The sequence below is a fragment of the Zobellia roscoffensis genome (assembly GCF_015330165.1).
GTDB classification, from domain to species: domain Bacteria; phylum Bacteroidota; class Bacteroidia; order Flavobacteriales; family Flavobacteriaceae; genus Zobellia; species Zobellia roscoffensis.
Genome location: NZ_JADDXT010000002.1, coordinates 1,979,823 through 1,997,100 on the forward strand (window position 1 = coordinate 1,979,823; position 17,278 = coordinate 1,997,100).

The window sequence follows — 17,278 nt, forward strand, 5'->3', positions numbered from 1 at the left end:
TTACGACTGATAGAATGAGAATGGAGAAAAACTACGGAACAGATTTACCTATTACACAGCTCATAAGCTTTGATAAGCTTTTGCGGCAATATGATGTTATGGCTAAAAGTGATAATGTCACGGCGGCCAAAATGGCACAACGAATTTTAAAAACAGCAGAACCTTACCCGGAACTTCGGGAAGGTTTTAGTGATGCTTCTTTACTTAAGAAACATAAAGGTGTCATTAATATTATTTTACAGGATATTTTTTCAGAAGTCCTGACTAACAACGAGATAAAGACGGCTTCTTTGCCGTACAACAATATCATTTTTAATTCCTCTAAACGATTTAGGAGAATATTAAAAGATGCGGGAGGTGATGATTTCATACCAGAAATGCGAAACTTACCAGAGCACCAAATGTATATTGTTGCATGTACGGTAATCCTGAATTTTCATTATGGTTTTAATTTTGATTTTAAGAGACCATTTTTCTATGACATTCCTGATAAGAATGGAGTAATGCGTCACTATAGGATTCTATATAACGCAGATTTTATGGAAATTCTACCTACGGAAAAGGCAAAAGACCTTACTCAACAAGATGTAGACGAATTGCTAGATAATTTTGATAATATAGAACTGTGGAAAGAGAAAATTCCGCCCAATAGTTTTATATCAAAAGGGTTTGTTATCTCTAATATGTTCGATGTTACGGCTGAGCATTCTATTTCTGAGATAAAATCTGGTTTAATCGCTAACGACAAGAGTAATAGCGAGAGTTTTATGGTAGATCTAGAAGAAACTTTTAGATCTTTCTTTAATACACCCAATATTAGGGTAGGGCTTTCTCAATACAATTCCAAAGGCAACCAGTTTGAAAAGGTTTATGCAAAGGGTATGGAGAGTTTTCTTTTGGGCGATGATGATACTATCCCATGTCAAGGAGCTTTGTGTGAGAATTCATATCACAAACTTTTAGTAGATAATAAATACTTTGCTATTTCTGATGTAGATCGCTATCATAAGATTTTAGTTGAGATGGGTGGAGAAATGACCTTGTTTAATAATCTTAAAAAACACGGTATAAAAAGCGCCATTTTAGCTCCTATTGCACAAGAAGGAGAGCTCCTAGGGGTTTTGGAACTTGTAGCATATGAATCTAATGTTCTTAATAGTGTTAATGCCAATAAATTAGAAGATGTAATGCCCTTTATTGTTTCTGCTGTGTTACGTTCTAGGGCGGAGGAAGATAATTTGATTGATGCCGTTATACAGAACGAATGTACTTCGGTACATGATTCTGTATACTGGAGGTTTGAAGAGGAAGCCAGACGTTTTATAAAGGATAATTTAGAAGGGCAGCAACCTGCTTTTAAGGAAATAGTATTTAAGGATGTTTATCCTTTGTACGGACAGATAGATATAAAAAATTCCTCACAAGCCCGTAATACAGCTATTCAGCGAGATTTGATGATTCAACTCTCTACAATAAACAGTGTGCTTGAAGCTTCTTGGCAGAAGAGCAAGTTGCCTATTTATGAAGAATTGATGTTTAGGGTAAATGGTCATGTAGATAGCATAAAAGAAACTCTTCATACCAATAGTGAGCAGGCTATTTTTAATTTCGTATTGGAGGAAATTAATCCTGTTTTCTCTCATTTGAAGAAATCTGATGATGAGTTGAAAAATTTGATTCGCTTTTATGAATCTTCGGTAGACATGGGTACGGAGTCTTATTATGACCACCGTCGTAATTATGATGAAAGTGTTACTCAGATTAATATGAAGTTGGCTGCTTTAATGGATAAAAAGCAAAAAGGAGCCCAGGCCATGTTTCCGCATTATTTTGAGCGGTATAAAACAGATGGTGTTGAACATAACATGTACATTGGTGAAGAAATAGTTGGGGATCGTGATTTTGATATGCTTTACCTGAATAACCTTAGGTTGTGGCAGTTGCAAGTTATGTGCGAAATGGAAAATGCCCATTATGCGCTAAAACCTGAGCTTCCAGTGCCTTTAGATGTAGCTTCGCTTATATTGGTATATAGCACGTCACTTTCTATTCGCTTTAGAATGGATGAGAAGCGTTTTGATGTAGACGGCACGTATAATGCCCGATATGAAATTATCAAAAAACGTATAGATAAGTCTTTTATAAAAGGAACCAACGAACGCTTGACTCAAGCGGGCAAGATGGTTATTGTCTACTCTCAGAAAAAGGATGAGTTAGAATACCTTAGATACATCACTTTCCTTAGGTCAAAAGGTTACTTTACCGGAAAGGTAGAGATAGTTGAGTTAGAAGGGCTGCAAGGTGTAAGTGGTTTAAAAGCCATACGCGCAGACATTCTTTATAAGACAAAAGATAACGATTCGGAAAGGACCTATACGTACGAGGATCTTATGAATGAGTTAAAATCTTAAGGTTTTTTCTGAGCTATAGAATTTAAATCCTTTAGCTCAGAACTAATTTTTTATGTGGGCAGTTCAATTATTCTTTCTGGACCGTAAAATTTCAGTGCTACAAAAAATGCAATCACAGAGAGGGTCATACCAATCATAAAAATGGTATAGGTCCATCGTAATAATTTATATTTCCTATCTAAAACCACCCCTAAAAAGTAAAGGTCTTTTGTTAAAGAATCATAGACATATTTTTGGTCTTTAATGAGTTCTTGAATGGCCCACTCATAATCTTCAAGCTTCATTTTATGAAAATTTCCAAAGAACAGTAGGTTTACCTTCTTTTGGTTTACATCTTCTTTGGTAAACTCACCAGTTGTAACGTTAGGCCTAGTTGCCAAGACAGACATTATCATGGACACAACACTAAAAAGAACAAAAATACCCGCAGGGATAACCAAGTAATCATTAGATGGGTTATCTAATTTTGGAATAAGATTGGTAAGCATCAATGAAATAATAATGGCATTTACAGATAAAAGAATATTCGCCTTTGTATCTGCAATGTCACTTAATTTCAAATGATTACGCATGGTAACACGGAACATGGTCTGTATGCCTCGTTCCGGGCTCTGGTTTTTTAATTTAACCTTAAGTTCCTCTTTTTTACGTGTTTTATTTTGTTTCTTATCCTGTTTTATTAGTTTTTTAAGGTTGTCATCTTTTCCTTGTTGCCAGTTCTTAATGGCATAATCCGTATAAAAGCGATGCTCCGTTTGAAACATTTTAATATTGCTACGGCGCCATTCTTTTGGAGAAATTTCGGCGATACCCAAAAGACGTAGTTCCTCCCGTAGCATTTCACAGGTTTGATCATAACTAGACTGTGCCAAGTGAGATGCATCTGCATCTCTCATAATTTCTTCCATCAAATTTTGTGGCTCATAACCTCTTTTCGTGGCCATGATCAAACTGCATATAGTTTCAATAGTCTGTGATTCGCAATTTTGCTCAGTAAGAAACTTCCTAGCTATAGCGCAACTGCTTTCTTCGTGATTCTCAACACCTTTTGTGTAGCCTGTATCATGTAGCCATGCAGCAAGAGTTATTGCATCCCTATCAATGGCGTTTAAATTATAGAAATCAAGCAATTCTTTAGTACTTTTGACCACTCGCTGTGTATGTCTAAGATTATGATACAAATAGTTGGTATCTAAATCTTTGACTAGCAGGTTAATTGCAAATTCTTCGGTTTTCGATAGTAAATCCGGCATGAAAAATTGTTTATGGTTCCAAATTACAAAATATTGAGAATGAATGGTATTCTATTGCGTAAACATTTTACTTTAATAGCGCTGGTTTCTCTATTGGCAAGTTGCGCTACTTCTAAAACTAAATATGTAAGTGAGGCAGGAAAAGAGGATGTTGTTACCTCAAAAGAAGTTGCACATACGTTTTTTTTAATAGGGGATGCAGGTCTATCTCCTATGAACGGGATGAATGATGCGCTTAAGATTTTTAAAGATAAATTAGATACTGCGGACAAAAATAGTACAGCACTATTTTTAGGGGATAATATCTACCCAGCAGGTCTTCCTGATCCTATTGATTCTACTGCAGCCTATATTAAGGCTAAAAATGACCTTGACGCCCAATTAAAAACATTGGAAAATTTTAAAGGAAAACCCATTTTCATTCCTGGTAACCATGATTGGTATACTGAAGGTCTTGTAGGTTTAAAGCGAGAACAGGACTATATTCAAGAACATTTAGATAGTGACGAGGTTTTTTTTCCTGAAGATGGGTGTCCTATAAAGACTATTGAAGTCAATGATAAAGTAGTTATAATAGCAATAGATACAGAATGGTACCTAACAAATTGGAACCATCGTCCGGATATCAATGATAAATGCGATATCAAGACCCGCGATAGATTTTGGTTAGAACTGGAGGATGAAATTAAGGATAACCGGCAGCGCACTACTATAATAGCCGCGCACCACCCAATGTTCAGTTATGGTACGCATGGCGGGCAATTTTCATTGAGGTCACATTTCTACCCTAAAGGTAATATTGGGCCGCTTCCAATACTTGGTACTTTTATAAATGTTTTGAGAAGAACAACGGGAGCATCTGTTGAAGATATGCAGAACAAGCGGTATACGGAGTTGAGAAAACGCTTGTTGACTTTGGCACAGTATTCCAATAAGGTAATTTTGGCATCGGGTCATGAACATACGCTACAATATATCGTGGAGGAGAATACACCACAGATTGTGAGCGGTTCAGGTGCAAAAACCGGTGCAACGCGTTTGTTGAATGGAAGTAAATTCTCAACTGGCCAAAGAGGCTATGCTACGTTTGAGGTCTACAATGATGGTTCTTCTCAAGTACGTTATTTTGGAGTAGATGAAAATAAAGAAGAGGAGTTTTTATTTACATCTCAGGTATTACCTCCGGACAGGGAATTTTTTGAAGAGAATTATCCGGAACAATTTGCAGATAGTGTTGAGGCTTCGGTGTATAGTAACGATGAAGTAGAAAGGAGCGGTTTTTTTAAATTCTTATGGGGAGACCGCTATCGAGATTATTATAATGCCAAGGTTAAGGTTCCAACGGTGAATTTAGATACGCTCATGGGAGGCCTTAAACCGGTACATATGGGAGGTGGGCATCAATCAAAATCATTGCGATTACGTCATCAAAGCGGAAAGGAATATGTTATGAGGGCCATTCGTAAAAATGCTGAATTGTACCTGCAGGCTATGGCATTCCAAGACCAATACGTGATGGGAGATTTTGAGGGAACGTATACAGAGAAATTTCTTCTTGACTTTTATACCGGATCACATCCGTACGGGGCTTTTACAGTTGGTGTATTGTCTGATGCAGTTGGACTGTTTCACACCAACCCGGTTTTGTATTATGTGCCAAAACAACCGGCATTAAAAGGATATAACCAATCTTTTGGCGATGAGCTTTATATGATTGAAGAACATACCGGTGACGGACATGGCGATTTAGAAAGCTTTGGTTTTGCAAACGACTTAAAAAGTACGGACAGCATGCTCGAAGATTTACGTGATGATGAGAAATATTCCGTAGACTCTGAGCTATACTTAAGGGCTCGCCTTTTTGATATGGTTATGGGAGATTGGGACCGTCATGTGGACCAGTGGAGATGGGCAGAATTTAAAGATAAAAAAACAAAAAAGGTAATTTACAAGCCGGTACCACGGGATCGTGATATGGTCTTTTCAAAACATGGTGATGGTCCGCTTATGAAGCTAGCAACTAGAATTGTACCTGCATTACGCTTAATGGAGGGTTTTGATGATAAAATAAGAAATGTAAAAGGATTTAATTCTTCGCCTAAAACATATGTATTGGATATGGCCCTTTTAACCGAGACTACGTTGGAGGATTGGCAAAAACAGGCTCAGTTTATAAGAGAAAACATAACTCCTGAGGTAATAGATCAAGCCTTCAAGCATTTTCCAATAGAGGTAAGGGATAAGACAGCTGCAGATATAAAAAAGATGTTGTTGGCCAGAACAGCCCATATTGAGGAAACCGCACGCATTTATTATGGCGTTTTAAATAAATATGCGGTAGTTGTAGGAACGGATAAAGATGATTGGTTTGAGGTGAACATCTTAAACAACAAAGAAACCGAGGTCAAAGTCTACCGAAATATTAAAGGTAAGAAAGATAAGTTGTACTTCAGTAAAGTATTCAATAGGGAAAGTACCAAAGAAGTATGGGTCTACGGTTTAGATGATGATGATATTTTTGAGGTAAACGGAGATAACAGAAGTGCTATCAAAATGCGCTTGGTGGGAGGTCAAAATAATGACATCTACCGTGTGGACGAAGGTGGGAACATCGCTATATATGATTACAAATCAAAAAAGAATACAATTGAAGAGCGTAGCGGTTCTAAATTAAAACTTACGGATGATTACAATACCAATAACTATTTGCCTTTGCAAATCCGTAATTCGGTCAATCAAATAGTTCCAACTATAGGTTTTAATCCGGATGACGGGGTTAAAATAGGAATCAGTGACATCTATACGTACAACGGCTTCAGGCAGAACCCTTTTACGCAACAACATAAGGTAGATGCTTCGTTTTACTTTGCGACCAGTGGTTTTGAATTAGGATACGGAGGGGAATTTGCCCATATTTTTGAAAATTGGAATTTACATTTGGGAGCTCGTTTTACAAGTCCAAATTTTGCGATTAACTTTTTTGATTTTGGAAATAGTACAGAGAATATTGATGATGATTTAGGATTGGATTACAACCGAGTACGTTTGCAAACCCTAAAATTTGCACCTGCTTTGGTATGGCGAGGCGACTTGGGAGCCAAGTTGAAAGCTGGGGTTTCCTATGAATCTATAGAAGTTGAAGAAAGTGACAATAGGTTCATTAATACCTTTTACCAAGCCAATGGAGAGGAAACGGTAAATAGATTTGTTGGGGTTGATGCCACCTATTCTTATGGCAATGCGGATAATGCAGCTTTCCCAACAATGGGTATGTCCACTTCGCTAGAAACCGGTTATAAGAGAAGTACGGAGAACGGAAAGGCTTTTGGGTATATTAAGCCAAGTCTTGCGTTTGATTATAAGTTGGTGCCGAGCGGTAGATTGGTCTTGGCAACAAAATGGAAAGCTCATTTTAATATAGGCGATGATTATGAGTTTTATCAGGCGGCGAGCATAGGTGGTATTGATGGGTTAAGAGGTTTTAGAAACCAACGTTTCACCGGTAAAAAGTCGTATTATCAGAACACGGATGTCCGTTATAGCCTCAGAAAGATAAAAACACAGCTCCTGCCTTTGTCTATGGGTTTCTACGGAGGGTTTGACTATGGAAGAGTGTGGTTGCCCAATGAGGATTCAAAAGAGTGGCACACCTCATATGGCGGTGGATTTTTCCTTAACGGTGCGGATATTGTTACAGCTCGCTTAGCTTTATTTAATAGTCATGACGGTATGCGATTTTCCTTTGGGTTAGGTTTTGGTTTTTAGAATTGAAGTCAGACCTATTTTAACTCGTATTTGTAAAGGTTCCCACCATCCGTTTTTGTTTCCTCATCAGAAAGTAAAAGGGTTGTGTTATCTATAAATGTGATGGATTCCAGTTGAGAGCGTACCAGTAAATCAATTTCTTCTAGAGTGCTGTTGGGTAAATCTTCTAAGTCAACATTAGAAATAGTCCAGATTTTACCGGTACTTAATAGAGCCACAGTTTTACCATCGGGTGAGATATCTGCAGAAGTGATTCTACACGTATCCCAATCATTACAGGGGGTTATTTTACCTAAAAACTCAGCTTCATAATCTCCTTTTGTATCAGGTACACGGTATACCAACGACTCTCCGGTAAAAGGGTCAGCTCTGTTTTTGGTAAAAATATAAAGGTAATTGTTGTAGTGGAAAAAAGCTTCGGCATCATAAAGGCGTTCGTTTTTTTTAGGCGGGAATTTTTTTTGTTCTGGATACCTAAACGTTATCTGTTCCGCTGTAATATGGTCACCGCTTTCATACTCCGGGTTTGGCAATTTGTAGATAACAAGGTTTTTTCGTGAACTATTGTTGTTGCCAAAATCACCTATATACAAGTTGCCTTTTTTGTCTTCGGTAAGGTCTTCCCAATCCTTGTTTTTACCGTTTTTTACTTTCAGTTCCTTTAAAACTTCGCCTCGGTAATCCACTTTGGTAATGATGTCGTCATTGCCGCTATCCTCAATAAACCAGGCAGAATTATCATTGTAGGCCGCTATTCCAGAGTTTTCTTCTAAGCTTTTAGGTAGTTTGGTCACATAAATTAATTGACCATGATTGGCACAGCTGTAAAAAAGAAAAAGTACTACAATTTGAAGCGAAAGATTTTTTGCCTTTAATTTCATTGGGGTAAAATTTAATGGAATGTAAAGGTAAGACCTATTCGGGTTCTTGTGCTTGTAAAGGCATAAAAATTTCCGCTTTCCATTCCAGTTCATTTCCGCCCATATTTGGGTTGGTATGAAATACCTCAATAGGCGTTTTGGAAACCGTAAGTTTCTTCTTGGCAGCGTAGTCTAGTAATGCATACCAAGCACGGTCCGAGGTTAGATAGTTTCCGTTATAGATGGCCTTTAAGGCTTTTTGTTCTTCTATGCGTTTGTAGAATATACCTTCTTTTTGCGGAAGACTATCGGATTTAATAATGGGAAAGCAAAAGTTATATGTAATACTGTCTTTTTGTACATCCCATTTTTCTATAGCGATCATAGGTCGTCCATCAAGTTCAATGTTATTTTTTGCTATAAAGCCACTTAGTTTAGCGTAGTTCTCCATCATACCCTTTACTTTTTCTAGCTGGGTACTTTTTAAGGAAACACAGGCGCAATATTTTTCTGGAATAATAGCTTTGCCTAAAACGGTAGTTTTAAAGTTGGAAAGGTGACTGTTCAATAGATCAAAAACTTCCTTGACGGTGTTTTTAGAACGTTTTTTAAAATCAGTATCCAAAAAGGGAATCAGTATTCTGTTAATTAGACTATTCTCTTGGTCCGTAATGTAGACTTTTACTTGAGAGGTAGAATCGTTTGATATGGTTACCTGCCAATTATAGGTTAGGCTAGTATCGTTCAATGATTGAATATGGGTGAAATCGCCCAAGTTTTTTTGAGTCACAAAAGAGGCGTTTTCATTTTGATTAACCCAAAATTTCGCAATCTGGTTGACCGTTCCGGTGGAGGCTTTGGTATGAAACCGGACTGTATAATCATTCGGTTTAATAAAGAGATACCAAACTAGCGCTACTAATACTAGAGCGACTAGAATTAGTCCTATTTTTTTGCGCATTGTGCTTAGTTTTGAGCGACTTTGCTGTTGTTGAGCATGTTTAGATTCGCCATTATAAAATTGCCTAAGTCTCTACCTTGTTTAACCCCAACCTCTACAGCTGCACGGTAATGAATACCACCGTACATGCGGCTAACAGCAGCTTCGTCTGCTGCTTGTTTAAAGGAAGTAAAACTACGGACCGGTAGGCCATAAGGCGTTTCAGTATCGTCATCAAAAGCAAAATTGTCCCCAAAAACATCTGTTAATGCTACGGAGGCAGCACCTGAAACCACGCTATGACCACTTGTGTATTCTGGGAAGGGTGGCGTTTGCAAAACCGGTTTCCAACTATCATCAATATGCTGATTAATCAATGTTTCGGGACGTATAAGGTTACTTCTGTACTTTTCGTCCCAACAGCTAATAAAAGCATCGGCCATAGCAACTGAAGCTTTGGTGTAAGCATATAATGCTTTGGAAAAATCACTATCAGTTTTACGGGCTGCAATTTTTGCAATACCCATCCAATGCGCACCTGGAGTAATTTTCTTGGTAGCGAACATTAAATGACCTCGTGTTACCGAAACATAAGGATTACAGTCCCAAAACTGGGCAATCTGAATCTCTTCAGAAGTATCGCCTTCTTCCGTAATTCTATTGCTTATATCATAAACTTCTTTAAGCTCCTTGAAAAAAGGAGAATCTTTCTCGAGTGAAAATGCTGGCGGTGGAATAGGCTTAAACTGTGCGGCGGAATCAATTACAAAAGTCCGGATTTTGTTCCAATGAGGCTCAATACCATCCATGTAGGCGGGAGGTGTTGGCTGCCATCGTGTTTCGTCATCCGCATCTACCGTAAATTTTGGCATGGTACGAGTTTGTGCGTAATTATCACTTTTCATCCATTCACCAATATGGTCTGCTACTAGTAAACCGTATGCTTTAGAATTGGTAAACAAAACAGGATTTTTGCCTTGCCAAACTGTATAAAGACTGTCGCGTAAGCTTTCCATACGGTCTTCGGAGAATATCAACCTTTTACTAAGTTCCATGTGGGCAACCATTGCTGCCACATCGTAGTTGATGGTTTTTGTAGTGTCAGGTTTAGGTATGGGGTTAAGTCCATTTAACTGACCTGCCAAAGGGTTGTAATTATCGTTAGACATGGCCATTATTTCATAAGCCGCTACGTTTGGATAAGCAAATATTCTACTCGCTACCGGAGGAGAGAATATATCGTGAATCATAATTTCCGTAACCTCGTCTATAGAAGCATTAAGGTCTTCAGGACTAATGATAATAGGTTCTTCCTTTTGAGGAGCTTTGCACGAAATGGCAAAAACAAGCGATAGTATTGCAATAAAAATTTTATTCATTGGTATTTTTTTTTCTTTTCAATCGATAAACCTCTGCAGCATTGTTGTTGATCGTGACCAAGAGATATTTTTCACTTTTAAGGTCAATGATATTTAGATGGCGCACTGATTTTTGACTTAAGTCAAAATCAATTTGAGGGCCTAAAATTACATTATTTTCATCTTTAATCAATGCGCCCCCAAAAGAATCGAATCTGCCGTGATAGGGTTTAACACCAAAATAATTTCCGGCGGCCAAGACCTCTTCATTTCCATCGCCATTAAAATCATACGGAAGCATTGCCATAATTGGTGAGACCTGTAGCTCATTTTGAAACGGGACGAAGTTGAATTTACCATTTTCGTTTTTTAAATAGCCAGAACGAAGTTCGTTTACCTCTAGTATTTTTGCTTGTTTTAAAACCTCTTTATCAAAAATATCTTCAATAGAGGAACCCGCAAATGAAGCATAGGTATTGAATTTCTTTTTAAGGAAAACGAGTTGAGAGGAAAGCCCGTCCAGACCTTCCAAAGGATAGTATTTACCATCTTTTTCTATAGTGGTTATGGTTTCGGTCTGTCTGTTGTTGTCAAAATCACCGTAGAACATTTTCAAAGGATGTTCTGTAGACGCTTTGAACTTCGTGTTGCTGCCCCAATTGCCAAGCAAGTAATCCGTATCGCCATCATGGTCTATGTCAAAAGGAACAATAGTTTGCCAGAGTCCATTTAAATTTTTCTGGGTAACATCAATTTTACTCAGTTTTCCTTTTACATTCTTAAAAAATACCGGAGACATCCATTCGCCAATTACAATGAGGTCATCTGTGCCGTCAGAATCAAAATCGGTCCAAATGGCGTCGGTAACCATACCCAAATTAGACAGACTTTCGTCGTTCTTATTCAAAAATCTGCCATTCTCGTTTATAAGTAGAGCGGATTCAGGAATTTTTCCAAAGTCATTTGAAATGGTCTGGCCGCCAACGAACAGATCAAGGTCTCCATCTCCATCAAAATCATAGGGAGCGAGAACTGAAGTATTCTGGAAACTTTCCGGTAGACTTGAGGTTTCAAACGTAGTATTGTTTTGAATGTAGTACGAATCCAATAACGGTTCCATTTTATTATAGAAGTCACCACCGCCCGTTCCAACAATAAGGTCGTTTTTACCGTCTGAATTAAAATCGGAAATAATTGCAGTTATGTCTTCCTTGATAGAATCTTTTGTTATTTCGGTTATATGAAACGGAGCAAACGCCGTATCGTTCTGGATATAAACTTGTGAGGGGATATACTTTGATCCACCAAAGAAAATATCTTTATTGCCATCACCGTTTAAATCTCCTATTGCCGTTGCGGGACCACGGTCTGAGACCTGATAGGGAATCAATTTTTGACGGTTGAAGTCTGTATAATTATCCTCGATATGAATAAAATCGATACCTAAATTATGTTCGGCCTTTTCAAAAAGTGGTTGATTATTTGGCTGTAAACTGGTATAGTCAAATGTAGTGTTGCTATTGGCTTCTACCTCCAAAGTCTGATTGGTTTCTACATTTTTTAAAGTTTGATATGTACCATTTGGCCAGATTACTTTAAGAGAGTCAACCTGTGTGATATCTCCATAACCAAAATGAATCACAGGTTCGGAAGAAGCCTGAAAACCTCTAACCGTATACAGTTCTTTATATTGCAATTTTCCTTTCGCATAAGAGAAAACCTTGGTGCCAATACCAAAAGTATTTTTGCCTTTGTTTTTCAATTTTAGCTTTAGATAGTTTGCTTTATTGTCTGTTTTATTAACGTAGAGCGCAGCGGTTCCGTTCAGGTTGTTGGTAACTAGATCCAAGTCACCATCATTGTCTAGGTCTCCTATGGCGGTAGCTCCGGAAACCAGCGTATCTATAGCTATCCATTGGCCAGATTCATCTTTGAAGGTTAAATCATCTGAACCCTTAAAAATGTAGTTATGGATTTTTCCGGCAGGCATTTTGTCCAAAGCTTGTTGGTCCATTAACTTGGTATTGTTCATCTTGCTTTGAATTTGCTCGCTACTGACAAAATTGATGAAATCTAAATCGTTCGGTCGTTTAGGGATACCATTGGCTATGAACAAATCTTGTTCGCCATCTTGGTCATAATCACCAAAAAGGGCACTCCAGCTCCAGTCCGTAGCGGCTACGCCACTCATAAGTGCAGTTTCTGAAAAAGTGCTGTTTTGCTGATTGATGTTCAACATATTTCTAGTGAACTGGTACCCGTATCCATAACGCTCTGTACGCAATTTTTGGGTTTGTATATTGTCATCACCTTCAGATGATTTCAAAACTTTTTCATCTTGCGGAAGCATATCCAAGGAAATCAAATCAGGCCAGCCATCATGATTTATATCCGCCACGTCATTACCCATTGAAAAGCGAGAGGTATGTCCAAAAAATTGTTTTGAACTTTCGGTAAAAGTACCATCGCCATTGTTCAAATAGTAGTAATCATCTTCATGGAAATCATTACCCACATAAATATCCGGATAACCATCTTGGTTAAAATCTGAAACTGCTAGTCCTAAACCGTATCCGTTTACACCGCCATAGATTCCCGCATTTTCACTTACATCTGTAAATGTATTGCCGTCATTACGCAGTAGTTTGTCTCCAGTTTGAAAATTACGTTTGAGACGTAAATCTGCTTTTCCAAAAGACTCTTGGGTGTGTACGGCATGGTTCAACAGATAGATGTCTAAGTCACCATCTAAATCAAAATCAATAAAAGCGGCATTGGAACTGTACGAATCAAAATCAAGTCCGTATGTAGCGGCACTTTCCGTAAAAGTGCCATCGCCGTTGTTTAGAAACAGTTCGTTATAACCGTTGAATCCATTAATGCCCACCACGGCGCATACGTAAATATCCAAGAGACCGTCTCCGTTTATATCGCCCATTACGGAACCTGTGTTCCAAGTGCTGTTCCCTTCAATACCGGCAGTTTCACTAATATCTTCAAACTGTAGATTACCTTTGTTCCTATAGAGTTTGTTCTTTACTTGGTTACCCGAGAAGAAAATATCAGGAAGCCCGTCATTGTCAATATCTCCAATGGCTACTCCGCCTCCGTTATAAAAATAGAGATAGTCTAAAATGTTAAGGTCATCTGTTTCTGTAAGGGTATTTTTAAAGGTAATACCTGTCTCTTCGGCAGGTGGATTATTAAAAAGTGAACCCTGCTTTTTACCGCAACCGGAAAAAGTAAAGAGTGCGAGGTAGAAGTATATATATGTGTGTTTGAAAAGCACGAACGGTAAGTTTTTTCTTTGAGATTCTTTAGGTAGCAACATTAATCTAACGCGTAAATTTTTGGAGAGCTATTGTTTATAGCTGCAATCAGATAACTTTTGCCATTTTTATCTTTGAATTGTTTCAAGTGTTTTACTTCATTTTTTATAAAAAAACCACTAGTGCCGTAATCTTGCCATTTAAAATTTAGGTTTCCATCGCCCAAAAGCACATTGCCATAGCTGGCATCTAAACGAGAGTATTGTGGCTTGAACTCAAAATTATTTCCGGCCATGATCAGATCTAGGTTGCCATCTTTATTAACATCGGCACAAGTAATACCGCAAACGCATGAAAGTTGAACACGTGAGGGCAATTTTTTAATAGTGAATTTACCACCACCTTCATTAATGGCAATTACGGAAGACATGGTGTTGGCCTCTTTAACAATACTGCGCTCAAATATTTCTTTTGGGAAAAGCTCGTCAATTGTTTTTTTGGCGTATTCCGAAGCTTTTAAACTTTGCTTTTTTAGGGAAACAATTTGTCCGGTCAGCTCTTTTTTCTGGTGAATAGGATAATCCTTTCCATCAAACCCTCGAGTTGTAATCTGCTCCAACGTTCCGTTATTATCATAGTCATTGATCCATAATTTCATGGGATGTTCTTTAGAGGCTTCGTAGGGTACGTTTGTACCTTGATTTCCTAACACCAAATCCATATCGCCATCATCATCAAGGTCAACGGCTTCCGCAGTGTTCCACCACCCGTAAAGACTGTCAAGGTTTGTTGAAAGTCGGCTTAAGCGCCTACCTGAATTTTTGTAAATATTGGGTCTTCCCCATTCGGATGTGGTAACAAGATCCTGTTTGCCATCCCCATCAATATCGGCCCAAATAGCATCCGTTACCATGCCTGCATCTTTAAGGTCGTATGCCAATCGCTCCGTGGCATCAACGAATTTTCCATCACCTTGATTCTCCAAAAAGAGATGATCGGGATCAATGCCGTAGGTGCCAACAACACTTCTTGAACCAACAAACAGGTCAATATCGCCATCTTGGTCAAAATCATAGGGAGAAATAACTGAAATGTTTTTAAAGACAGAAGGGAGGTCATCTTTTGCTTTACTAAAATTCCCTTTTCCGTCATTTAGATATAATCTAGGTTTATATGTGTTTTCTTGATTAATGCGATTTCCGCCCGAACCCACCACCAAGTCTTGGTCGCCATCGCCATCGGCATCAAAAAATGCAGCAGCGGTATCCTCAAAGTCAATATCAAAGCTTAATGGCTTTTTAGAAAGCTTGCCATTACCGGAATGGATATATACTACTCCGGGTTGCCCATCGGCTCCTCCTAAGAAAATATCTTCATTGCCATCGCCATTTGCATCTCCAACAGCCAATGCAGGGCCTTCTTGTGATACCGATTTGGAAATTAATCCCTCATAATCAAAGTCTTGATAAACATCTTCTTTGTGCGGGGCTAACTTATCGTTTTTCAGTTCGGTGAGCAGTGTTTTTATTTTGGATGGTTTGGGCAGGCTATATTTCTCGGTTGCCTCAGACCTTTTTAAGGTTAAAAGCTGGTCTGCAGAAACATTCTCTAGTTTCTGGGTGTAATCATCTGGCCAAATAACCCGAAGGGAATCTACTGTTGTGGTTGCACCTAGACCAATATCCATTACATAATCTACCGAAGATTGAAAACCACGTGAGGGAATCAATTCTTGAAAAACCACCTGGTCATCATAATACATTTTAATGCTTGTGCCTACAGCAAACGGATTCTGCCCTTCGCCTACGAACTTTAATTTTATAAAGTGATTGTCCGTTAGCTCATTGGTTTTGTTCTTGTATATGAACGACTGCATGTTTACATTGTTCACAACAAGGTCTAAGTCTCCATCATTATCAAGGTCTCCGTATGCCGCTCCGTTCGATAAACTGGGGATTTCAAAGCCCCAATCAACTGCGGCGTTGTCAAAAGTTATATCGCCATTGTTTCGGTATGCATAATTGGGTTGCGGTTTAATGGGCATTTTATTGATAATGGAATCTATGGATTCTTTTTTACCCGTTAGTGCCATTTTTTGAATGATTTCATTGGCAAAGAAATCTACAAAATCAAGGTCCGTTAGGTCATGGTTTACTCCATTGGTGATGAAAATATCCCGAAGACCGTCATTATCCATATCAAATAAAAGTCCGGCCCAACTCCAGTCCGTTTTTGCTACGCCACTGTGGTAGGCAATTTCAGAAAAGGAACCATTGCCATTATTGAGTTGTAAAGTATTTTGAATGTACTGCTGATAAAAATCTTTACTCTGTTTTAATCTGAAAACATTGTAGCCTTCAAATTCCATGACTGATTTTACACGTTCGTCTCCTTCTGGAAGCATGTCCGTAATAAAAATATCGGCATTGCCGTCATTATTAATATCGGCCATGTCAATACCCATTGCGGAAAGTGACAGGTGGGAAGTCCACTCTTTTATTTCCTCTGTAAAAGTGCCATCTTTTTGGTTGATGTAAAGGTAATCTCGTTCATAAAAGTCATTAGAAACGTAGATATCAGGCCACAAGTCTCCGTTAATGTCACTGACCATAACGCCAAGACCAAAGCCAATAAGGCTTCCGTAAATGCCAGCTTCCTCACTTACATCTGTAAATGTACCATTGTCATTGCGTAAAAGCATATCGCCCACACCTCTAAAAATATGTGGTACGCCTTCCCAGTCCTGTGCTCTAACACTGCGTTGTTCCGCATAACCCAAACTGCTAACAGGAATATTGCTGTTGTTTAAAATATAGGCATCAAGGTCGCCATCTTTATCATAATCAAAAAATGATGCATGAGTAGAAAAGCCGGTTTCGGCAAGGTTATAGTCTTTTGCTTTTTCAGAAAAGGTAAGGTCTCCGTTATTAATGTATAGGTCATTGTCATGATTGTTGCCTTCCATGTTACCTGCATTGCTCACGTAAATGTCTAGGAGTCCGTCTGCATTAATATCGGCCATGACAACACCTGTAGACCACGGTTTATTCCCTACAACTCCTGCCTTCTCGGAAATATCTTCAAACTTAAAATCGCCTTTATTGAGGTATAGTTTGTTCGGACCCATATTTGCAGAAAGGTAGATGTCTGCAAGTCCGTCATTGTTGATATCACCAATGGCAACCCCACCACCATTATAGAAATTACGGTATTTGAAGATGTTGAAATTCTTTTGGTTCTGAACAGCGTTGATAAAATCGATGCCTGTCTCTTCTGCCGGAAGCATACTAAAGAGTGTTTCTTTTTTTTGGGTTTCAGCAGTATCCTCTTTCGTTTCGCTTTTACACGAAACGAGAAGGGTCATTATAAAAATAACTGTCCAAAGGGGAGCTTTAAAAACCATTTTGGTTATTGATTGCATA

The 17,278-nt window shown here is 38.4% G+C and carries 8 protein-coding genes; 2 read left to right on the forward strand and 6 right to left on the reverse strand.

Going from position 1 to position 17,278, the window contains the following annotated elements; genetic code table 11:
• Positions 1-20: 20 nt before the first annotated feature.
• The gene (locus IWC72_RS08365; RefSeq protein ID WP_194525763.1) at positions 21-2,411 is read left to right on the forward strand and encodes a GAF domain-containing protein; all 2,391 of its coding nucleotides are present in this window, start codon (positions 21-23) and stop codon (positions 2,409-2,411) included.
• A gap of 50 nt (positions 2,412-2,461) precedes the next feature.
• On the opposite strand, the gene IWC72_RS08370 is transcribed toward IWC72_RS08365, so the two are convergent.
• On the reverse strand, positions 2,462-3,664 hold the full coding sequence (locus IWC72_RS08370; protein ID WP_194525764.1) for a Pycsar system effector family protein: 1,203 nt from the start codon (positions 3,662-3,664) through the stop codon (positions 2,462-2,464).
• A gap of 39 nt (positions 3,665-3,703) precedes the next feature.
• On the opposite strand from IWC72_RS08370, the gene IWC72_RS08375 reads away from it, so the two are divergent.
• Positions 3,704-7,429: a metallophosphoesterase gene (locus tag IWC72_RS08375; protein WP_194529458.1), complete on the forward strand. Its 3,726-nt coding sequence runs from the start codon at positions 3,704-3,706 to the stop codon at positions 7,427-7,429.
• Positions 7,430-7,443: 14 nt separating this feature from the next.
• Here IWC72_RS08375 and IWC72_RS08380 read toward each other — a convergent pair whose 3' ends face one another.
• The 5 genes from IWC72_RS08380 to IWC72_RS08400 are packed head-to-tail and all read right to left on the reverse strand — an operon-like array spanning position 7,444 to position 17,277.
• Positions 7,444-8,310, reverse strand: a complete 867-nt coding sequence (locus IWC72_RS08380) for a hypothetical protein (protein WP_194529459.1) — start codon at positions 8,308-8,310, stop codon at positions 7,444-7,446.
• 34 nt (positions 8,311-8,344) lie between these two features.
• Positions 8,345-9,250 carry a GyrI-like domain-containing protein gene (locus IWC72_RS08385; protein ID WP_194529460.1) on the reverse strand — a complete coding sequence of 302 codons (906 nt, stop codon included), beginning with the start codon at positions 9,248-9,250 and terminating at the stop codon, positions 8,345-8,347.
• 5 nt (positions 9,251-9,255) lie between these two features.
• Positions 9,256-10,608 (reverse strand): vanadium-dependent haloperoxidase, encoded by a 1,353-nt coding sequence (locus IWC72_RS08390; protein ID WP_194529461.1) that lies wholly within the window; start codon positions 10,606-10,608, stop codon positions 9,256-9,258.
• Positions 10,601-13,876, reverse strand: a complete 3,276-nt coding sequence (locus IWC72_RS08395; protein ID WP_317171398.1) for a VCBS repeat-containing protein — start codon at positions 13,874-13,876, stop codon at positions 10,601-10,603. The genes IWC72_RS08390 and IWC72_RS08395 overlap by 8 nt, the downstream gene beginning before the upstream one ends.
• A 41-nt stretch (positions 13,877-13,917) precedes the next feature.
• Positions 13,918-17,277 carry a VCBS repeat-containing protein gene (locus tag IWC72_RS08400; protein WP_226979526.1) on the reverse strand — a complete coding sequence of 1,120 codons (3,360 nt, stop codon included), beginning with the start codon at positions 17,275-17,277 and terminating at the stop codon, positions 13,918-13,920.
• Position 17,278 lies beyond the last annotated feature (1 nt).